Raw genomic sequence first — 19,846 nt, 5'->3', positions numbered from 1 at the left:
GGACGCGATCGCGGAAAGAGTGGCGGGCATGAAGTGGGCAAGCCGAGCCGTACCCGCCGCCGTCGCCGCCGTCGCGGCCCTCGCCGCGCGTGACCTGATCCAGCGCGACCACGCGTTGCTGCGTACCTTCCCGGTCCTCGGCCGGGCCCGGTACCTGCTGGAGTCCATCGGGCCGGAGCTGCGCCAGTACATCGTCGCGGGCAACAACGAGGAACGGCCGTTCACCCGCGACCAGCGCCGCTGGGTGTACGCGTCGGCGAAGCAGCAGAACAACTACTTCGGCTTCGGCACCGACAACGACATCGAGTTCACGCCCGGATATCCGATCATCAAGCACCGCACCTTCGGCCGGGCCGTCCCGCCGTCGACGCCGGGCGCCGGACACGACGTGCGGCTGCCGTGCGCCAAGGTGCTCGGCGCCGCGCGGGGCCGCGCCCACGCGTTCCGGCCCGAGTCGGTGGTGAACATCTCCGGGATGAGCTTCGGCTCGTTGTCCGGCAACGCCGTCGAGGCCCTCAACCGGGGCGCCGCCATGGCCGGCTGTTTCCAGAACACCGGCGAGGGCGGGCTGTCGCCGTACCACCGCAAGGGCGGTGACCTGGTCTTCCAGATCGGCACCGCGTACTTCGGCTGCCGCGACGAACGCGGCCGGTTCAGCCTGGACCGGCTCAAGGACCTGGTCGCCGGCGCGCCGGTACGGGCACTGGAGATCAAGCTCAGCCAGGGCGCGAAGCCCAGCCTCGGCGGCCTGCTGCCGGCGGCCAAGGTCTCCGCGGAGATCGCGGCGACCCGGGGCATCCCGCAGGGGCGCGACTGCGTCAGCCCGTCGCGGCACGCCGAGTTCTCCGACTGCGACAGCCTGCTCGACTGGGTGGAGCTGCTCGCCGCCGAGACGGGCCTGCCCGTCGGCATCAAGTCCGCGGTGGGCGACCTCGGCTTCTGGGAGGAGCTGACCACCCTGATGCGCGACACCGGGCGCGGGGTCGACTTCGTCACCGTCGACGGCGGCGAGGGCGGCACCGGCGCCGCGCCACTGATCTTCACGGACTCGGTGTCGCTGCCGTTCCAGCAGGGCTTCACCCGGGTCTACAAGGTCTTCGCCGAGCGCGACCTGCACGAGCAGGTGGTGTTCGTCGGCGCCGGCAAGCTCGGCCTGCCCGACAACGCGGTGGTGGCGTTCGCGCTCGGCTGCGACATGGTCAACGTCGGCCGGGAGGCGATGCTGGCGATCGGCTGCATCCAGGCCCAGAAGTGCCACACCGACACCTGCCCCACCGGCGTCGCCACCCAGAACCAGTGGCTCGCCCGGGGCGTGGACCCGGGCTCGAAGTCGGTCCGCGCGGCCAACTACATCCGGACGCTGCGCCGCGACCTGGTCAAGGTCGCAGAGGCGTGCGGCGTCGAGCACCCGGGCCTCATCGACACCGACGCGATCGAGATCCTCGACGGCCGGACCGCCTCGCACCCCCTGCACGAGGTGTACGGCTACCGCCCCGGGTGGGGCCTGCCGTCCGCCGCCGACCGGGCGCGGATCGCCCGGCTGATGACGGCGGAGGCCCCGCAGGGCGGCACCGCCCCGCCCTCGCCGACCGCGATGTCCTGACCCACCGCGACGCGCCGCACGAGTACGCGCGGAGTTCCTGGCCGCCGCGGGAGGACGCCTAGCATCGCCGGAATGTCGATCACCCCTCGGCGGTGCCGGATCCTGATGCTCGCCGCGGCCGTCCTCTTCGTGCTCGTCGCCCTCGTCGTGCGCGCGGCGGCCGGCGGCGGCCTCGAACAGCACTCCGGCACCGCGCTGTACGCCTGCGTGGTCTGGGCCGGCGTGTTGTTCCTCCGGCCGCGGCTGTCGCCGCCGGTGGCCGGAGCGGTCGCGGTCGCCTTCTGCTGGGCGGTCGAGTTGTCGCAGTTGACCGGGGTACCGGCGGCGCTGTCGGCGCGCAGCCCGCTGGCACGGCTCGCGCTCGGGGCGCAGTTCGACCCGGTCGATCTCGCCTGGTACCCGGTCGGGGTGCTCCCGCTGGTGGCGGTGCACCGGATCGTCGCCGCCCGCGCCCGGCGTCGGCGGACCACGGGGTGAGCGGGCGACGCCGTTAATGGCGCGCGTCGGGTGCACGACCGCACCTATCGTGGCCCGGTGCTGATCAGACGCGAGACCCCCGCCGACGTCGACGCGATCCGGGCGGTGCACCTGGCCGCCTTCGCCGACCCGGAGAAGCCGGACGCCGTACCCGTCGAGGCGGGGTTGGTGGACGCGCTGCGGGCGGACGACGGGTGGCTGCCGGCCCTCTCCCTCGTCGCGGCCGACGACGCCGGGCGGGTGGTCGGGCACGTGGTGTGCACCCGTGGCCGGGTCGCCGGCGAGCCGGTCGCGCTGGGGTTGGGCCCGCTCGGCGTGCTGCCGGACTGGCAGCGGCGCGGGGTCGGCTCCGCGCTGATGCACGCCGTGCTCGGCGCGGCCGACGCGCGCGAGGAGGCCCTGGTGGTGCTGCTCGGACACCCCGACTACTACCCGCGCTTCGGGTTCCGCCCGGCGGTCGACCTCGGCGTCACCCCGCCGCAGCCGTGGGGGCCGCGATACTTCATGGCCCGCCCGCTGAGCGCGTGGCGGTCGTCGATCCGCGGCGGGTTCAGCTACGCCCGCCCGTTCGACGAGCTGTAGGCGAGCCGCCAGCGGCCTGACCGACGGCCGGAACGATGCTTTCCGGCGACGTTCGGGCAGGTCAGTGCCGCAGTCGCGGGTCCGCATGCGAACATGTGTTCGTGTCGCGAGAGGCCAGGATCCTGCACGCCGACCTGGACGCGTTCTACGCGTCGGTCGAGCAGCGGGACGATCCGCGCCTGCGCGGCCGGCCGGTGATCGTCGGCGGGGGCGTGGTCCTCGCGTGCAGCTACGAGGCGAAGGCCCGCGGCGTCCGCAGCGCGATGGGCGGCCGGCAGGCCCGGCGGCTCTGCCCCGAGGCGATCGTCGTGCCGCCGAGGATGGCGGCCTACACGGCGGCGAGCCGCGCGGTGTTCGAGATCTTCCGGCGGACCACCCCGGTCGTCGAGGGGCTCTCCATCGACGAGGCGTTCCTCGACGTGGGCGGGCTGCGCCGGCTGGTCGGCCCGCCCGCCGACATCGCCGCCCGGCTGCGCCGGGACGTACGCGAGGAGGTCCGCCTGCCGATCACGGTGGGCGTGGCCCGGACGAAGTTCCTCGCCAAGGTGGCCAGCGGCGTCGCGAAGCCCGACGGACTGCTGGTCGTCCCGCCGGACGGGGAGCTGGCGTTCCTGCACCCGCTGCCGGTGGAGCGGCTGTGGGGCGTCGGGCCGGTGACCGCGACGAAGCTGCGCGAGCGGCGCATCCGTACGGTCGGGCAGGTCGCCCGCCTCGGCGAGGCGACGCTGGTCTCGCTGCTCGGCGCGGGCGCCGGTCGGCACCTGCACGCCCTGGCGCACAACCGCGACCCCCGGCCGGTGCAGGTCGGCCGCCGGCGCGGGTCGATGGGGGCGCAGCACGCCCTCGCCGCCGTTCCGCACTCCCCCGCCGAGTTGGAGGCGGTCCTCGCCGGCCTGGTCGACCGGGTGACCCGGCGGATGCGGGCGGCGACGCGGGCCGGCCGGACGGTGACGCTGCGCCTGCGGTTCGGCGACTACACCCGCGCGACCCGCTCCCACACGGTGGCCAAGGCGACCGCCGACACGGCCCCGCTGCTCGCCGCGGCGCGGGCGCTGCTGCGGGCCGCACTGCCCGAGATCGAACGGCGGGGCGTGACCCTGCTCGGCGTGTCGGTCGGGAACCTGGACGACTCCCCCGTCCAGCCGCCGCTGCCGTTCGACCGCGATCCGGGGGCGGACCTGGACGCGGCCGTGGACGCGGTCCGCGACCGGTTCGGGTCGGGGGCGCTCACCCGGGCGGTGCTGCTCGGCCGGGGCCCCGGCCTGGAGATGCCGCTGCTGCCGGACTGAGCCCGGGGCGGCGAGTCAGGACGGGGGCAACGGCGGCAGGACGCTCTCCTCGTGGTCCAGCTCCCGCTCCAGGATGCGCATGTCGGCGTCGGCGAGGCGACCCGCGTCCCGCCAGGCGAGCAGTTCGTCCCGCTCGGCGGCGATCATCTCCCGGCGGGCCAGCAGGGCCGCCCGGTAGCGGTCGTCCACCGGCAGCACCTGGTCCTCGACGTGGGAGAGCAGTGCGACCCGTTCGGTGTAGCGCTTGTGCCGGCCCTCGGCGGCCCGGCGCAGCGGGGCGGCGACGTCGCGTACGCCCGGGTCGGCCTCGGCCAGGGCGGTCAGCCGGTCGAGGGCGGCCTGCACCGCCGCGGCGCGCGCCTCGTTGCGGGTCAACGCCCGACTGACGGCGGTGCCCGGCAGCCGCAGCCGGCGCAGCAGCGGCGCGAAGGTCAGGCCCTGACCGACGAGCGTGACCAGCACGACCAGGTACGCGCAGAACAGCAGCAGGTCCCGGGCGGGCGTGCTCGCGGGCAGCGTGAACGCCGCCGCGAGGGTGATGACGCCCCGGGTGCCCGCCCAGCTCAGCGCGAGCAGTTCCCGACCGGACAACGGCGGGTTGTCGGGACGGGGGTCGCCGCCGAGGCGGGCGTGCATCCGGGCGGGCAGGTGCGCGGCGGCCAGCAGCCACAACGGACGCACCAGCAGCACGATGCCGACGGTGACGGCCCCCGCCGCGACGACGGTGCCGAGGTCGTAGGCGGCCAGCCCGCGTACGACGGCGGGCAACTGCTGGCCGATGAGCAGGAACACGTAGCCCTCGAGGAGGTACTCCACCAGGTGCCAGACCGAACGGGTCTGCAACCGCGCGCCGCTGGACTGCAGGGACGCGCTGCGGTGGCCCAGCCAGAGGCCGGCCACGACGACCGCCAGCACGCCGGAGACGTGCAGGCTCTCGGCCGCCACGTAGGCGGCGAACGGGGTGCCCAGGGACAGGGCGTTGTCGGTCAGCGGATCGGAGGCCATCTTCCGCAGGTACGCGATGACCCACGCGACGGCCATGCCGACGGCCAGCCCACCGGCGGCGACGAACAGGAAGTCGCCCACGGCGTGCCCGACGGAGAACCTGCCGCCGATCGCCGTCGCCACGGCGACCTGCAGGATCGTCAGGGCGGTCGCGTCGTTGAGCAGCCCCTCCCCCTCGACCAGCGTGGTCAGTCGGGGCGACATGCCGGCACGTCGGCCGATCGACAGCGCCGCCACCGGGTCCGGCGGGGAGACCGCCGCGCCGACCGCGATGGCGAAGCTCAGCGGGACGGCGGCCACCACCGCGTTGAGCCCGAAACCCACGGCGAGCGCCGTGACCAGGACGAGCGCCACCGACAGGCCGATCACGGTCCGGGCGTTGCGGCGCAGCGCGGTCAGGCTCGACTGCAGGGCGGCGCCGTAGAGCAGCGGGGGGATGACGAGGTAGAGCACGACCTCGGGATCGAGTTCCAGGTTCGGGCCGGGCAGGTAGCCGTAGCCGACCCCGGCGAGCACCAGCAGCACCGACGCCGGCAGGTGGGTGCGGCGGGCCACGGCGTTGGTCAGGACGACCACGACCAGGCCGCCGAGGGCCAACGCCACCAGCTCGCCCATCCCGCCGGTCCCTCCCGCTGTCGGCCTCCGCCCCGGCCATCACCGTAACCGATCATGCGGCGGTCGCCGGCGGGGCGCGCCTCCCCCCGCCCGGGGCGGGACGGCGGGCCCGCCACGCCCCGGGTGGGGGGCGGCAGGCGGCGAGGGTGCACCGGGTGGACCCCGACGCACCCCCGTCAGCGACCCGGTCGTCAGCGCCTCGGCGGTACGGCGGTGCCCTTGCGGTAGTTGCGGCCGGTGCCGTCGGGGCGGTAGTTGTTCTCGACGTTGCCCGCCGAGTCCACCGAGAACCAGTGGATCCGCGTTCCCGCCGGGACGGTAAGCGTCTCGCCGCCCTCCCGGATGCCGGCCGAGCCGTAGAGCTTCGACGCGTACGTGGGGGCGGCCCGGTCGAGGGTGTAGAAGACGGCGGCCGGCTCGCTGGCGGAGAAGTCAATCCCTGTCGATGGCCCGTCCGGGCCGCCGGTCGACCCGCGAGCCTCCCTGAGTAGGTGTGCTCACGCCCCGCCCGGAGGCCACCCACATACTTACCCGAGCAGGTTGGACAAGATCGCCGGGAGAAGGCCACAGGCATGACGAAGCAGCACCGACCGACATCTCCGATCACCGCGCTCGTCCTGGTTCTGTGCACCCCGGTGGCTGCCTGGTGGCTCATCGGGGACCTGACCGGCGACGAGGCCCGACGGCTCGCCGCCGAGGGCGTCGAGTTGGACTACGCGATCCGGCCGGTGAGCCTCGGTGCGACGGGAGACCGGGTCGTCGGCGTCCTGGCGTGCGTCGGCGTCGCCCTCGCGCTCGCCTGGTTGATCCGGGCCACCGCACGTCGCCGGCTCGATCGCCGGTGGTGGTGGGTGCTGGCTCCGCTCGTCGCGGCCGGCGTCCTCCTCGGCCTCGCCTGGCGGGTGCTCACCGCCGGCGGGATCGGCGCCAACATCGGAGCGGGGCTCATGGTCATCGCGGGTGGACCGGCCCTGGCGGTGCTGCTGATCGTCGCCGCAGTCGCGGCGCTGCGGATGCGCCGGAACCGGCCGCCGCGAGCCCCGCACCGCGCCGAGTGAATACCGGCCCGCCAGGGAGAACTACGTCGGCAACGGCAGCCCGCCGGCCTGTCTCGGCACGGCTGCTCGGTGAGCTGGCTCACCCGGCCCCGGCCTGCGCCCCGTCCGGCACCCTGTTGCGCAGCCTGGAAGGGGTGCCGAGGTTTCGCCGGCAGGCAAACTGGAGAAGGTGAAGATCGCACCTGCGCTCAAGGGGGATCAACTCGTGTCCGACACCACCGCTCGGTCCGACCGTCAGGCAGACCGTCCCGCCGAGGTGACCGACCCGCTGCTGTGGAAGCTCGCCCTGGACGTGGCCGACGCCCACGAGCCGGACGGGGACGGTGGTTGCCGCAACCTGCTCTGCGCGGGCCAGGCCTGGCCCTGCCCGGCCTGGAACAACGCCCAGCGCGCCCTGCGCATGGCCCGCACCGACTCCGGGCAGCCGGCGCCGCACGCGACACGGCCGGCGGGCGGCCAGGGCCGCTCCGACCTCTCGGTGCCCGGGTTGACGCAGCGCATCCGGCCGAACGACCCGCGGGCGGCGTCGGCAGCCTAGGCAGTGTCGTAGCAGTGCCGGTGACGCCGGTCAGCCGTCCACGCGGTAACGCGCGAAGATCGTGCCCTGCGAGAAGGTGTGCTGGTCGAGCAGGGTCAGGTTGCGGCGGACGCGGTCGGGGAGAGCGCGCGTGCCACCGCCGACGAGCACCGGGCAGATGATGAGGCAGATCTCGTCGACCAGGCCGGCCCGGTGGGCCTGGGCGGCCAGGTTGGCTCCGCCGATCGCCAGGTCGCGCGTGGCGGACTCTTTGAGCGCGCGGACCGCCTCCGGGTCGAACGTGCGCTCGATGCGGGTGCGGGCGCTGCGCGGCTCCTCCAGCGTGGACGAATACACGATCTTGTCGGCGGAGCGCCAGATCTCGCTGTAGTCGAGGATGTAGTCGGGGTGGCCGGGCTGCTCGTGCGCGGTCTCCCAATAGGACATCACGTCGTAGAGCCGGCGGCCGTACAGGTGGGTGCCGATGCCCCGGTCCAGGTCGTTGAGGAAGCGGTGCACCTCCTCGACCGGCTCGCTCCAGCCGAACTTGCCGTTCTCGTCGTTGACGTAGCCGTCGAGGGACACGATGTCGGTGTTGATCAGCTTGGCCATCTCTCCGCCTAGGGGTCGGGTCGTGGCATGCGACCGTCAGCAGTCAGGTGGCCCAGTATGAGACGGGGGCCCGACAATCTGGCGGCCCGTCCGGGCCACCTCCCGGCCCGCCTACCGGGCGGCTTCAGTCGTCGCGTCCGGCACCGCGATCGGGCGCGCTCATGTCCCCCGTCGCGGGCGTGCCGTCGGCGAGCCCGTAGCGCAGGTAGACGGTGCCCTTCGGGCCGGCCACCGGCGGTTCGAGCAGGGTGACGTTCGTGGGCACCGCGCCACCGTCGAACACCTTCTTCCCGACGCCGAGCACGATCGGGTGCACCCAGAGGTCGAGACGGTCGAAGAGCTTCTCGCGCAGGAGGGTCTGCACCAGGTCCAGGCTCCCGACGACCTTCACGTGTTCGTGCCGGTCGCGGATCTCGCGTACCGCGGCGGCCAGATCCGGGCCGAGCTGCGTGGACCCGGCCCACGAGAGGTCGGGCCTGCCGCGGGAGGCCACGTACTTCGGGACCCGGTTGAAGAGCGTGGCGATCTCGTCGTCCTCGCCGCCCTCCTGGTGCGGCCAGTAGGCGGCGAAGATGTCGTACGTCCGCCGGCCGAGCAGGAGGGCGTCGGTGCCCTCGTAGGCGGCACCGACCTGCGCCCCGGAGACCGCGTCCAGCAGGGGCGCCTGCCAGCCGCCGAACGGGAACCCCACCGGGTCCTCGTCGGGGCCACCGGGCGCCTGCCCGACGAGGTCGAGGGTCGCGAACAGTTCGATGTGGATCAGGCCCACGTCCCACCCCCGGTAAGTTGGTGTTGGATCCGGCACTCGGCACTCACGATAGGTCACGGACCGGGTCTGGACGGGTGACCGCGCGCCCTGCGGCGTGCCGAGCGAAGATCTCGCGGACGGCGGGCAGCTCGTCGCCCTCGTCGGGCGACGCGCGGCCCGGACGGCCGGGTGGCCGGCCCCGTCGGGGCCGGCCACCGGTGGCGTCAGCGCCAGGTGTCGGTGCGGGTGTGGGTGCCGCCCGCCGGGGTGGTGAAGCTCCGGTTGCCGCCGGACTCCCAGGTGACGGAGCCGTCGGCGTTCTTCTTCAGGTACTTGTACTCGACGGCGGTGTTCGGCGGCAGGCTGACGGTGGCCCGCCAGATCGGGTAGTCGGCCGGGGAGAGCGCGACGGCGTTCGCGGGGTTCCAGCCGCCGAGGGCGGGCAGGTTGCCGACGACGTACACGTTCTGGCCGAATGAGGTGGTGGCGGTGGCGTGGAAGGCGGTGGCGACCGGTCCGGCGGTGTCGCCGCGGAAGGTCTCGGTGACGGTGTGGGTGCCGCCCGCCGGGGTGGTGAGGCTCCGGTTCGCGCCGGACTCCCAGGTGACGACCCCGGCCGCGGTCTTCTTGACGAACTTGTACTCGACGGTGGCGGACCGGGGCAGGTCGACCACGCCGCGGAACACCCCGCCGGCGGCGGGTAGCCGCACCGCGTTCGCCGGCGCCCAGTTGCCCAGCGCCGGGACGCCGCCGACGACGTAGACCTCCTGGCCGGCGGCCACGGTGGCGGTGACGGTGAAGGTCGTGGCGACGGTGTCCCCCACGGGCCCCGGCACGTAGGCGTCGGTCCGGGTCGTCGTACCGCCGGCGGGGGTGGTGAAGGTGCGGCTGGCGGCCTCCTGCTCGACCACCGTGGTTCCGCTCTTGACCAGGTACCGGTAGGAGACGGCGGTGGCCGCCGGCAGGTCGACGGTAGTGGTCCAGGAGCCGGTGGCGGTGCGGGTGAGCGGCACGGAGCTGGCCGGGTTGCCGTTGCCGAGCGCGGGGGTGTCGCCCACGAGGTGCAGCGTGCGGTCGGCGGGCAGCGCGGCGGTGGCGGTGAACGTGGTGGCCACCTTCGCGGCGGGGCCGCCCCGGGCGTTGGCGTGGATGGCGATGGCGCCGTTGGCGGGGATGGTGACGGTGGCCCGGCCGCCGGTCACGGTGACCGTGGCGTCGGTGCACCCGGCGGCGGTGGCGGCGCCGGAGATGACGTCGCAGTACGCGCCGTCGGCGAGGCCGGTGACGAACTGGGCGGTGCTGGCGGCGGCGGAGTCGTTGATGCCGATCCACCCGCGATCGCCCCGGTGGAAGCCGATGACGTTGCTGTTGACGACCGTGAAGTCCGAGATGGTCTTGACGTTGCGGGCGGTGTTGGCCCAGCCGACCATGCCCTTGATCCCGGTGGACCGGGTCAGGCAGGTCCAGGCGCCGCCGCAGACGGTGTCGGTCACGTGGCCGCTGCCGGTGGCCGGCGGCGACTCGTTGCGGTTCGACCAGGTGAAGCTGTCGTAGACCGAGGGCTTACCGTGCGGGTACGCCAACGCGAAGTAGTTGGCCAGGGTGTAGTCGCTGCCGTTCTTGTAGGACAGCACCACCCCGTCGCGTTCGAGGTCGTGGTTGGTGACCATGGCGAAGACGTTGGCGCTGGGCGCGTCGAGGTTCCAGTTGGGAACGTTGGCGAGGTTCGCGATGGAGCCCTGGAAGCTGGAGCGCAGGCCCTTGGCGTACCCGAAGTCGAGCACGTCGCCGTTGCCGATGAACGCCCGCGCCTTGAGCGCGTCGTTGGAGGCGCCGTCGAAGATCTCCTGGGCGACGTACGGGCGCTTGTTCTCCGCGACGGTGTTGTTCAGCTTGCCGAGGATGGCCGCGAAGTCGGCCTTCTTGACGTGCTTGACCGCGTCGACGCGGAACCCGTCCACGCCCAGTCCGATGAGGTCGTTGAGATACGCGGCGATCTTGTTGCGGACCTGCTCCTTCTCGGTGTACAGGTCGGACAGGGAGAGCAGCTCGCAGCTGGTCACCTGGGACTCGTTGTTCCAGTCGGTGATGCCGCCGGAGGTCGGGCAGTTGTCGCCGGGGTGGTGGAAGTCGCCGTGGCCGTACGGCACCGCCGGGTAGTCGTAGCCGGTGAAGGTGGTGCCGGCGTAGCCGACGGTGCCGGCCGCGTTGTTGACGCCGGCCATGTGGTTGACGACCGCGTCGACGTAGACGCGCACGCCGGCGGCGTGGCACGCCGTGACCATGGCGGCGAACTGCTGGCGGTTACCGAACCGGCTGTCGAGCTTGTAGGACACGGGCTGGTACACCTCGTACCAGGGGTGCGCCCCGTCGGCGCTGTTGGGCAGGCTCACCGACTCCTGGGGCGGCGCGACCTGGACGGCGCCGTAGCCCGCGGGGCCGAGGTGGTCGGTGCAGGCCGCGGCGACCGAGTTCCAGTTCCACTCCCACAGGTTGGCCGTCACCTCGCTGTCGTTGAGGGCGACGGCGGCGCGGGCGGGCGCGGCGGCGGTCGCCACGAGCGGGGTGGCGCCGGACGCGACGACGGCGGCGGCGAGGAGCAGGCGGGAGATGCGGGCGCGCAGGGGCGGTGTCGATCGTGCCATGACAGAAGGACCTACTTCCGGGGACGAAGAGGCACTGACGAGAGGACGGCCGTCCGGGTAGCAAAGACAATGCTCGATCGACAGCAGGCCCTGCAATACCTTGCAGCAAACTTCTCGAAATTTCATGGCAACATTGCCGACGGGCCCCGACAGGTCTCGTCCATAGCCCCCAAAAGCCACGAAGCCGACGATCCATGGTGGATCGTCGGCTTCGTGCTCTGCAAGTCCTTGCAAGGGCCGCCGGGCCCGACGGCGGCGCCGGCCGGGCCGGTCAGCGGGGGGTCGGCACCGCCTCGCGGGCGAGGATGACCGCGCCGAGCAACGCGGCGTCGTCGGCGAACCGCGACAGCACCACCTCCGGCGGGTACGGAAGGACCGCCGCCATCCGCTCCCCCAGCAGGCCGCGGATCAACGCGTTGCCGGCCACCCCGCCGACCAGCACCACCCGCTGCGGGTCGAGCAGCAGGCAGCAGGTGACCAGGTGCCGGGCCAGCTCGTCGGCGCGGGCGGTCAGCGCGTCCCGGGACGGGCCGGGCCGCTCGGCGGCGGCGGCCAGCCCCCGTGCCCCGCCCGGCACGCCGAGCGACTCGGCGAGCCGGTCCAGCGCCCGGCCGGAGAAGCCCAGCTCCAGCATCGTGCCCGGCCACGGGCCACCGGCCACGGCGTACCCGATCTCGCCGGCCGCCCCGTGGTGGCCGGCCAGCACCGACCCGCGGACCGTGACCGCCGCCGCCACGCCGGTGCCCAGGCCCACCACCAGGCCGGGGTCGGCGTCGCGGAGCGCGCCGAGCCGCAGCTCGGCCAGGGCGGCGGCGTTCAGGTCGTTGTCGACCGCCACCGCCGGCACCGCCAGGCGGTCCCGGACCGCGTCGGCCAGGCGCAGCCCGTCCCAGCCGGGCACGTTCGGCGCCAGGTCGATGCCGTCGGAGCGGACCACGCCGGGCGAGGCGATCCCGGCCGCCGCGACCGGCGCGCCGACCTCCCCCACCAGCTTCGCGGCCAGCTCCAGGGCGCGGTCCAGGGCCTGCGGGGCACCCCGCTCGGCGTAGGTCGGCACCCGCTCGCGGGCCAGCAGCCGGCCCTCGCCGTCGGCCACCCCGACCGCCATCTTGGTGCCGCCGAAGTCGATGCCGAGCAGCACGCCCGCGTCACCGGCCGGCGACGCGGACTGGGCGGCCCGGCCGGCGAGTCGCACGCTCACCGGACCACCTCCACGCCCCCGGCCGCCGCGTCCCGCGCGCTCATCGGGCCGCCCCCTGCGCGGCGACCGCGTCCAGCGCCTCGTCGGCGGCGGCGAGGCGGTCGCGGACGGCGGCCAGCCGGCCGGCGACGGCGTCGAACGTGCCGCGCAGCACCGCCACCTGGGCCCGCACCGCGTCCGCGCCGGGGCCGTCCACCTGGGCGCGGTCGAGCACCAGTTCCGGACGTACGGCGGCGGCGATCAGGTCGGCGACAGCGTCGTCGTCGAGCTCGTCGGCGATCCCCTCCGCCGCCGCCCGGACGGTCTGCGCGGTCCAGGTGGCCGGGGCCCCGCCCCGGACCAGTCGGCCGACGACCGAGTGAGCGGCCCGGAACGGCACCCCGTGCCGGGTCAGCGCGTCGGCCGCGGCGGTGGTGGTGGCGCCGGAGGCGACGATCTCCTCGGCCGACGGCGGCTCCAGCGGCTCGATCTCGGCGAGGAAGCCGCCGAGCAGGGCGAAGAACCGGTCGGTGCGGTCGTTGCTCTCCCAGAGCCGCACCTGCACGTCGGTGGTGGCGTTGTTGGAGTCCTCCCACCAGGCGGCGCCGACGTTGTTGAGCACGCTGGCGGCGTCGGCGGCGGTGGCGCCGGCCATCGAGACGAGGTGCTCCAGCACCACCGGGTTGCGCTTCTGCGGCATGATGCTGCTGCCCTGGGTGAAGTCGCCGGGCGTGCTCACCCAGCGCCAGCTCAGCCAGTCCATGAGGGTGCGGGCCAGCCGGGCGCCGGTCGCAAGGGCCTGGGCGTTGAGGGTGCCGACCCGCACGAGGTGGTCGGCGCCGGCCACCGCCTCGTACGAGTTGGTGACCAGGCCGTCGAAGCCGAGCAGCTCGGCCACCCGGGCGGGGGCGATGTCCAGGTCGGTGCCCGCGAAGGCGCAGGAGCCCAGCGGCGAGACGTTGAGCTGGTCGATCAGCTCGGCGTAGGCGACGGCCTCCCCGGCGAGGGCCTCGGCGTAGCCGGCGAGGGCGTGCCCGATGGTGGTGGGCTGCGCCGGCCGGCGGTGGGTGTAGCCGGTGATCACCACGTCGGCGTACCGGTGCGCGGAGTCCAGTGCGGTCGCGCCGGCGGCGAGCACCCGGTCGAGCACGCCGAGGAGCTGCTCGCGCAGCAGCATCCGGAACACCCCGGCGTCGAGGTCGTTGCGGCTGCGGGCCATCTGCACGTCGAGCTCGGAGGTGGGGATGCCGCACGCCTGCGCCAGCCGCTTCTCCATCAGGTAGTAGGTGTCCTCGAAGGTGCCGTCGAACTCCGGCGCGCCGGAGGTGTCGGCGCGCAGCTCGGCCAGCCCGCGCAGCAGCCGGGCGCCCCGCTCGGCGGGCACCAGCCCCTGCTCGACCAGCATCACCACGTGGGCCTGGCTGGCCCGCACCATCGCCGGGAAGAGGTACCCGACGTGGTGGTCGTAGGTCGGCCGGAGGTGGTGCCGCTGATAGGTGGTCAGCGCGGGTGTGCTCATGACGGTCTCTACTTCCTTCCGTGCCGGGCTCGGCGTCGCGCGCCGCTCCCGGGCGTCAGCCGGTCAGTCGTCCAGGCCGAGCAGGCGCTCGGCGTTCCCGGCGAAGATCGCGCGTAGGTGGTCGTCGGGCAGCCCCAGCTCGCGGCAGATCCGCAGCTGGTCGTCGAGGTAGCGGGTGACGTACCCGCGCGGGAACCACGACGAGTCGCTGCCGAACACGATCCGGTGCGGGCCGATGGTCTCGTAGCAGCGCCGGAACAGCTCGGCCAGCGTCAGCTTGTACGGCATCCAGCGCACCCACTGGTTCGACCCGGAGGTGTCGACGTGGATGTTCGGGCAGCCCCACGCGGCGAAGAGCAGGTCCTGCACGTGCTGGACGCCGAAGTGCGGCACCACCACGGCCAGCTCGGGGAAGCGGCGGGCCATCCGGGCCAGCTCGTCCGGGCCCCCGTACCGGCCGTGGGACAGGCCGCCGGCGCTGCCGTAGTGTCCGATGTGGATCAGCACGGGCACGCCGAGGCGCTGGGCGGCGCCCCAGAGCGGGTCGAGGGACTCGTCGTCGAGCGGGCCGCGCAGCAGCGGGGCGAAGAGCTTCAGCCCGCGCAGGCCGCGCTCGGTGACGGCGCGTTCCAGCTCGGCGGCGGCGTCCGCCCCGTACGGGTCGTGGTGGGCGAAGCCGAGCAGCAGGTCGGGGTGGCGGTCCACCACGTCGGCGACGGTGTCGTTGCCGCCGCCGGTGACGAAGACCGCCCGGCGCACGTTCACCGCGCGCAGCTCCTCGGCCCAGCGGTCCGCCTCGTCCTGCCAGCGCTCGGCGGGCGGCTCCGGGTCGGGAAAGCCCCACGCCTGCCGCCACTGCCGCGCGTACGGGGCGGAAGCGGCGGCGCGGACCGCCCGCCCGTGCTCGCCGCCGGGGTGCATGTCGGCGGCGTGCTCGCAGGCCCGGATCGTCTCGTCGGCGCCGATGCGGAAGTGCAGGTGGAAGTCGACGACGTCCAGTCCACGGTCGACGGTCACGGTGCCTCCTCGGGCTCGGGCCCGCCGGCCGACGGCGCGTCCGCGGCCGGTGCCACTTCGGCGGGCAGCGGGGCGTCGGTGGGCGGGGCGGGCGGCGGGGCGGCCACCCAGGCGGCGACGACCTCGCGCAGCCGCGTCCCGGCGAGTTGCCGGACGCGGCGGCCCGCCTCCTCGCCGGCCAGCGAGATGTGCCCGGACCAGCCCTGCCACGGGTCGGGCCGGGACTCCACCAGCACGTACGGGTGGGTCACCGGCAGCTTCGGCTTCGGCGGCAGGTCGGCGACCGCGTAGAGGCGGACCGCGTCGGGGTCGAAGCCGAGCACCCCGGAGGTCTCGTACGCCCCGCCGTGGCCGCGCGACGGCAGCGGCCCGTACAGCTCGGCGGTCTCGGCCGGGGTGACCAGCTGGAACCAGTTGACCAGCAGCAGGCTCGCCGTGCGCCGCCCGGAGACCCACTCCATGGCGGCGCGGACGGTCGACATGTTCGCGTCGTGTCCGTTGACGATCAGCAGGCGGGGGAAGCCGGCGGCCACGATCCCCTCGATCACGTCGGCGAGGTAGCCGACCGCGATCTCGGGCCGGATCGACACCGTGCCGGGCCACGGCCGGGTCTGGCCGGGGCAGGCGGCGTACGGCACGGCGGGAAAGAGCACCCCGCGCGGGCCCGCCGCCGTGGCCCGATCGCCGGCCGGAGTCGCGCCGCCGTCGCCGGGCGCCGCCGCGCCGTCGCCGCCGGGGATCGCGCTCTCGGCGGCGAAGCCCTCGGCGAGGATCAGGTCGGTGCCGAGCGGCAGGTGCGGGCCGTGCCACTCGACCGCGCCGACCGGGAGCACCGCGAAGTCCGCCGCTTCGGCGACCGCCGCGAGTTCCCCGCCGGGGATCCGGGCGGCGGGGACCAGCCCGCCGCCCGTCGGCCAGGCCGCGCTCACGCCGTCCACTTGGCCGCCTCCCGACTGGAGCGCCGGCCGCCCTCCAGGCGACCGGAGACCACCATCACCACGAAGATCAGGACAACCTGGAGCATGCCGTACGCGGCGGCGGTGCCGACCTCGAACGAGTACATCCGGTTGTTGATCTCGACGGAGATCGGCGCGGTCTCGGAGGTGTAGATCAGCACGGAGGCGACGAACTCGCCGACGCCGTGCACGAAGGCGAGCAGCGCGCCGGCCACCACGCCGGGCAGCATCAGCCGCAGGGTGACCGTGCCGAACGCCCGCCACCAGGACGCGCCCAGGTTGCGCGCGGCCTCCTCCAGCGACGGGTCGATCTGCGCCAGGGTGGCCGAGCTGGACCGGAACACCAGCGGCAGGAACCGCACGAAGTACGCCAGCGGCATGATCCAGAAGGTGCCGATCAGCACCTGTCCGAAGCTGAACGCGTTGCCCGTGCTGAACGCCGAGATCAGGTTGATCGCCACCACCGTGCCGGGCAGCGCCCAGGCCAGCATGACCGCCACGTCCAGCAGTCCCCGGCCGCGGAAGTCCAGCCGGCGTACCGCGTACGCGATGAGCACGCCGACGACGACGCAGGCGACGGTGGCGATGAGGCTCATCTGCAACGAGTTGAGGATCGGCTGGAACGCCGCCGGGTCGGAGAAGATCGTGACGAAGTTCTGCGTGGTGTACGCCGCCGGGATGACCTCGGTGGTCCAGGAGCCGTCCTCGGAGAACGCGACCAGGGCGATGGTCGCCACCGGCGCGAGCAGGACCGCGGTGGCCAGGACCGAGGCGGCCAGGGCGAGCCACTTGCCCAGCGGGTTGGTGATCTCGCGCCGGTGCGCGGCGACGCCCTTGGACTGGGAGCGGTAGCTGCGCCGCCCCTCGTACCAGCGCATGCCGAGTAGGAACAGCACCGAGACCACGCCGAGCACCGAGGCGTACGTGGAGGCCATCGGCAGGTCGCCGTTGGTGCGGTTGATGTAGATCTGCATGGTCATCGTCTGGTCCACCCCGAACAGCAGCGGGGCGGTGTACGACGCCAGCGAGGTCATGAAGACCAGCAGCGAGGCGGAGACCAGCGCCGGGGTGAGCATCGGCAGCAGCACCGTGCGCCACACGCGGACCCGGCCGGCGCCCAGGTTGTACGCCGCCTCCTCCACCGACGGGTCCATGCCCGACAGCGCGGCCGAGGCGGACAGGTAGAAGTACGGGTACATGGTGAACGTGTGCACGACCAGCACGCCCGCGATGCCGCTGAACGGCAGCACCGGGTTCTCGGCGCCGAAGAGCTGCTGGAGGCCGCGCGGCAGGATCCCGGTCTCGCTGTAGAGCAGCTGGAACGAGATCGCCCCGATCAGCGGCGGCAGCGCCGCCGGCACCAGGATGATCGCCTCGATCAGCTTGCGGCCGGGGAACGAGAAGCGCTTGAGCAGGAAGGCCATCGCCACGCCGACGACGCCGCAGAGCAGCACGCTGGCCGCGGAGATGATCAGCGAGGTGACCAGGGAGGACCGGGCGACCCCGCCGCCGGTGACGAAGCTGCCGTAGTTCTCCACGCCGTCCACGCCGACGCTCTCGGCGAAGGTGGCGAACATCGGCTGCACCACGTACCCGAAGAGGATCAGGGCGAGCGGGAAGACCAGGACGTACGGGAACCAGCGCGAGCCGGTGCCCCCGGCGAACCGCTCGGCGAGCCGGCGGCGCGGGCCGCGCGGCGGCGTCGGCTCGCCGGTGATCGGCGCGACGGTCGCCGGGCTGGGGGTGGCGGGGAGGGTGCTCACGGGCGCACCACCCACATCCGCTCCCGGTTCAGCCGCAGCCCGACCTGGTCGCCGGCGGCGATCCCGGCCGGCACGTCGATCGCGGCGACCTGCACGGGCTCGCCGGCCACGTCGACCACGAGGTTGGTCGCCATGCCGGTGAACTCCACCTCCGTGACGCGGCCGGGCAGCGCGCCCGCCTCGGTGGCCGAGGTCAGCCCGATGTGCTCGGGCCGGACGGACACCGACGCGGTGTCGCCCTGGCGCAGGCCGTGGTCGGTCGGGGCGGGCGCGGTGATCTCGCCGCCGGCAGGCAGCCCCACGGTGACGCTCTGCGCGTCGGCGGCGACCACCGGCAGGGTGAGCACGTTGCTGCGGCCGATGAAGCGGGCCACGAAGCTGGTCGCCGGGCGGTGGTAGATCTCCTGCGGGGCGCCGATCTGCTGCACCCGGCCGGACTGCATGACCGCGATCCGGTCCGACATGGCCATCGCCTCGGCCTGGTCGTGGGTGACGTAGATGGAGGTGGTGCCGGCCTCGCGCTGGATGCGGCGGATCTCGACCCGGGTCTCCTCGCGCAGCTTGGCGTCGAGGTTCGACAGCGGCTCGTCGAGCAGCAGGGTGCGGGGCCGGATCACCAGCGCCCGGGCCAGGGCGACGCGCTGCTGCTGGCCGCCGGAGAGTTCGTCGATGCGCCGGTCGCCGTAGCCGGCGAGGTGCACCTGGCCGAGCGCCTCCTCGACCCGCCGCCGCGCCTCGACCCGCCCGACCTTGCGGATCTTCAGGCCGTACGCGACGTTCTGCGCCACGCTCATGTGCGGGAAGAGGGCGTAGTTCTGGAACACCATGCCGGTGTCGCGCTTGTTCGGCGGCCGGCGGGTGACGTCCTCGGTGCCGAACCGGATCCGGCCGGAGGTGGGGAAGTAGAACCCGGCCACCATGCGCAGGGTGGTGGTCTTGCCGCAGCCGCTCGGGCCGAGCAGCGTGAAGAACTCCCCGGCGGCGATGGTGATGTCGACGTCGTCCACGGCCGCGGTGTCGCCGCCGCGCGCGAAGCGCTTGCTCACCGACTCGAGCGTGACATCGATCATGAGGTCCTCTCCTTCGTGCGGTACCGGACCTGGACGGTCGTCAGGATGGGGGGGCGCGGGGGCGGGACGGGCCCGCCCCCGGGACGCCCGGGCGGTCAGCCCTTGTTCTTGATCTGGCCGTTCCAGTGGTTGATCCACTCGGTCTCGTTCTTGCCGATCACGTCCCAGTTGACGTCCAGCGGCTTGAGGCCGAGCTGGGCCAGCCACTCCGGCTTCTCGGCGATGTCCACGGCCGGGATCTGGTAGTAGTCCTTGGCCAGGTCGGCGCGGAGCTTGTCGTCGAAGAGGAACTCCATGAACTTCTGGGCGCCGGTGGTGTTGCCGCCCTTGACCGCGGCGATGCCGTCGACCAGCACCGGGGCGCCGGAGGCGGGCATCACGTAGCCGAACGGCATGTTCGACTGGTTGGCCTGGAGCAGGACGTCCTGGAGGTTCCAGGCGCTGAGCACACCCTGCTGGCGGGAGAGCTTCAGGTAGAGGTCGGTCGGGTTGGCCGCGTACGCGCCGGTGTTGGCGTCGAGCTTCTTGAGCCAGTCGTAGCCGGGCTGCGGGTTGCTGCCGTCCGGGGACTGCCGCATGATCATGGCGGCGTAGATCGACCGCATCGTGCCGGACGCGGCCACGTCCCGGATGATGATCTTGTCCTTCCACTCCGGCTTCAGCAGGTCGTCCCAGTCCTTCGGGGCCTGCTCCGGGGTGAGCGCCTTGTTGTTGTACATGATGACCTCGGGGAGCAGGATCTCCCCGAACCAGCGGCCCTCGGCGTCCTTGTACTTCGGGTCCATCTTCGCGGCGAACGCCGGCTGCCAGGAGGTCAGCAGGTCCTCGCCGGCACCGGCGGAGAGCCCCTGCTGGGTGCCGCCCCACCAGACGTCGGCCTGCGGGTTCGCCTTCTCCGCCCGGACCCGCTCCAGGATCTCCTGGGCGCCCAGGTTGAGGATCTCGACCTTGCCCTTGTACTCGGGGTACTTGGCGGTGAACTGGTCCACCACGTAGGTGGAGACCTTCTTGTCGCGGGCCGTGTAGATGGTCAGCTTCTCGGCGCTCGCGCCGCCGGCCGTGTCGTCACCACCGCCGCCGCCGCAGGCGGTGCCGGCGGCGAGCACGGTGGCGAGCGCACCGGCGAGGAGAAGTCGACGTCTCATGGGGTACCTCCGAGGGGTGTGGGGGGAACTGCGGTGTGCGTGGTG

Annotated in this window: 18 protein-coding genes; 6 read left to right on the top strand and 12 right to left on the bottom strand. The window is 73.6% G+C overall.

Translation table 11 applies throughout. The annotated features are described in order from the left end of the window. Positions 1-28 precede the first annotated feature (28 nt). The 4 genes from ACLQ20_RS13775 to dinB all read left to right on the top strand — a co-directional run bounded on the left by ACLQ20_RS13775 (position 29) and on the right by dinB (position 3,951). Positions 29-1,603 (top strand): glutamate synthase-related protein, encoded by a 1,575-nt coding sequence (locus tag ACLQ20_RS13775; protein ID WP_425855791.1) that lies wholly within the window; start codon positions 29-31, stop codon positions 1,601-1,603. Between the two features lie 72 nt (positions 1,604-1,675). Further along, positions 1,676-2,080, top strand: a complete 405-nt coding sequence (locus ACLQ20_RS13770; RefSeq protein WP_151456288.1) for a DUF2809 domain-containing protein — start codon at positions 1,676-1,678, stop codon at positions 2,078-2,080. 57 nt (positions 2,081-2,137) lie between these two features. Then, on the top strand, positions 2,138-2,662 hold the full coding sequence (locus ACLQ20_RS13765; protein ID WP_327028461.1) for a GNAT family N-acetyltransferase: 525 nt from the start codon (positions 2,138-2,140) through the stop codon (positions 2,660-2,662). Positions 2,663-2,763: 101 nt separating this feature from the next. After that, positions 2,764-3,951 (top strand): DNA polymerase IV, encoded by a 1,188-nt coding sequence (gene dinB, locus ACLQ20_RS13760; RefSeq protein ID WP_425855788.1) that lies wholly within the window; start codon positions 2,764-2,766, stop codon positions 3,949-3,951. A gap of 15 nt (positions 3,952-3,966) precedes the next feature. On the opposite strand, the gene ACLQ20_RS13755 is transcribed toward dinB, so the two are convergent. Then, positions 3,967-5,571, bottom strand: a complete 1,605-nt coding sequence (locus tag ACLQ20_RS13755) for a Na+/H+ antiporter (RefSeq protein ID WP_151456285.1) — start codon at positions 5,569-5,571, stop codon at positions 3,967-3,969. A gap of 191 nt (positions 5,572-5,762) precedes the next feature. After that, positions 5,763-6,008 carry a chitobiase/beta-hexosaminidase C-terminal domain-containing protein gene (locus ACLQ20_RS13750; RefSeq protein WP_425855932.1) on the bottom strand — a complete coding sequence of 82 codons (246 nt, stop codon included), beginning with the start codon at positions 6,006-6,008 and terminating at the stop codon, positions 5,763-5,765. Between the two features lie 135 nt (positions 6,009-6,143). On the opposite strand from ACLQ20_RS13750, the gene ACLQ20_RS13745 reads away from it, so the two are divergent. Together ACLQ20_RS13745 and ACLQ20_RS13740 are read left to right on the top strand one after the other, a co-directional pair. Beyond that, entirely contained in the window at positions 6,144-6,629 is a 486-nt protein-coding gene (locus tag ACLQ20_RS13745; RefSeq protein WP_425855785.1) for a hypothetical protein, read from the top strand. A gap of 205 nt (positions 6,630-6,834) precedes the next feature. Continuing rightward, positions 6,835-7,167: a hypothetical protein gene (locus ACLQ20_RS13740; RefSeq protein WP_425855930.1), complete on the top strand. Its 333-nt coding sequence runs from the start codon at positions 6,835-6,837 to the stop codon at positions 7,165-7,167. A gap of 30 nt (positions 7,168-7,197) precedes the next feature. Here ACLQ20_RS13740 and ACLQ20_RS13735 read toward each other — a convergent pair whose 3' ends face one another. From ACLQ20_RS13735 to ACLQ20_RS13690, 10 genes are all read right to left on the bottom strand, one after another. Further along, positions 7,198-7,758, bottom strand: a complete 561-nt coding sequence (locus tag ACLQ20_RS13735; RefSeq protein ID WP_151454954.1) for a dihydrofolate reductase family protein — start codon at positions 7,756-7,758, stop codon at positions 7,198-7,200. A 124-nt stretch (positions 7,759-7,882) separates the two neighbouring features. Further along, entirely contained in the window at positions 7,883-8,527 is a 645-nt protein-coding gene (locus tag ACLQ20_RS13730; RefSeq protein WP_151454955.1) for a dihydrofolate reductase family protein, read from the bottom strand. Between the two features lie 203 nt (positions 8,528-8,730). After that, positions 8,731-11,151 carry a carbohydrate-binding module family 20 domain-containing protein gene (locus ACLQ20_RS13725; protein WP_425855784.1) on the bottom strand — a complete coding sequence of 807 codons (2,421 nt, stop codon included), beginning with the start codon at positions 11,149-11,151 and terminating at the stop codon, positions 8,731-8,733. A gap of 271 nt (positions 11,152-11,422) precedes the next feature. Continuing rightward, a complete protein-coding gene (locus tag ACLQ20_RS13720) occupies positions 11,423-12,352 on the bottom strand; it encodes an ROK family protein (RefSeq protein WP_425855782.1) in 930 nt (309 codons plus the stop codon). Positions 12,353-12,392: 40 nt separating this feature from the next. Beyond that, positions 12,393-13,850 carry an argininosuccinate lyase gene (locus ACLQ20_RS13715; RefSeq protein ID WP_425855781.1) on the bottom strand — a complete coding sequence of 486 codons (1,458 nt, stop codon included), beginning with the start codon at positions 13,848-13,850 and terminating at the stop codon, positions 12,393-12,395. A gap of 63 nt (positions 13,851-13,913) precedes the next feature. After that, entirely contained in the window at positions 13,914-14,867 is a 954-nt protein-coding gene (locus ACLQ20_RS13710) for an amidohydrolase family protein (protein WP_425855779.1), read from the bottom strand. Then, the gene (locus tag ACLQ20_RS13705; protein WP_425855777.1) at positions 14,864-15,796 is read right to left on the bottom strand and encodes a creatininase family protein; all 933 of its coding nucleotides are present in this window, start codon (positions 15,794-15,796) and stop codon (positions 14,864-14,866) included. The genes ACLQ20_RS13710 and ACLQ20_RS13705 overlap by 4 nt, the downstream gene beginning before the upstream one ends. Continuing rightward, the gene (locus tag ACLQ20_RS13700) at positions 15,793-17,586 is read right to left on the bottom strand and encodes an ABC transporter permease (protein ID WP_327028470.1); all 1,794 of its coding nucleotides are present in this window, start codon (positions 17,584-17,586) and stop codon (positions 15,793-15,795) included. Before ACLQ20_RS13700 ends, ACLQ20_RS13705 begins: the two co-directional genes overlap by 4 nt. Next, positions 17,583-18,656: an ABC transporter ATP-binding protein gene (locus ACLQ20_RS13695; RefSeq protein ID WP_151454960.1), complete on the bottom strand. Its 1,074-nt coding sequence runs from the start codon at positions 18,654-18,656 to the stop codon at positions 17,583-17,585. Before ACLQ20_RS13695 ends, ACLQ20_RS13700 begins: the two co-directional genes overlap by 4 nt. Positions 18,657-18,751: 95 nt before the next feature. Beyond that, the gene (locus ACLQ20_RS13690; RefSeq protein WP_151454961.1) at positions 18,752-19,801 is read right to left on the bottom strand and encodes an extracellular solute-binding protein; all 1,050 of its coding nucleotides are present in this window, start codon (positions 19,799-19,801) and stop codon (positions 18,752-18,754) included. Between the last annotated feature and the right edge of the window lie 45 nt (positions 19,802-19,846).

It is taken from the genome of Micromonospora sp. DT46 (assembly GCF_049841735.1).
GTDB lineage: Bacteria > Actinomycetota > Actinomycetes > Mycobacteriales > Micromonosporaceae > Micromonospora > Micromonospora reichwaldensis.
This window is presented reverse-complemented; position numbering and strand designations above follow the sequence as displayed.

Coding starts and splice junctions, on each gene's coding strand:
- ACLQ20_RS13775 (WP_425855791.1), top strand. CDS start 29: ATGAAGTGGGCAAGCCGAGCCGTACCCGCCGCCGTCGCCGCCGTCGCG.
- ACLQ20_RS13770 (WP_151456288.1), top strand. CDS start 1,676: ATGTCGATCACCCCTCGGCGGTGCCGGATCCTGATGCTCGCCGCGGCC.
- ACLQ20_RS13755 (WP_151456285.1), bottom strand. CDS start 5,571: ATGGGCGAGCTGGTGGCGTTGGCCCTCGGCGGCCTGGTCGTGGTCGTC.
- ACLQ20_RS13745 (WP_425855785.1), top strand. CDS start 6,144: ATGACGAAGCAGCACCGACCGACATCTCCGATCACCGCGCTCGTCCTG.
- ACLQ20_RS13735 (WP_151454954.1), bottom strand. CDS start 7,758: ATGGCCAAGCTGATCAACACCGACATCGTGTCCCTCGACGGCTACGTC.
- ACLQ20_RS13725 (WP_425855784.1), bottom strand. CDS start 11,151: ATGGCACGATCGACACCGCCCCTGCGCGCCCGCATCTCCCGCCTGCTC.
- ACLQ20_RS13715 (WP_425855781.1), bottom strand. CDS start 13,850: ATGAGCACACCCGCGCTGACCACCTATCAGCGGCACCACCTCCGGCCG.
- ACLQ20_RS13695 (WP_151454960.1), bottom strand. CDS start 18,656: ATGATCGATGTCACGCTCGAGTCGGTGAGCAAGCGCTTCGCGCGCGGC.
- ACLQ20_RS13690 (WP_151454961.1), bottom strand. CDS start 19,801: ATGAGACGTCGACTTCTCCTCGCCGGTGCGCTCGCCACCGTGCTCGCC.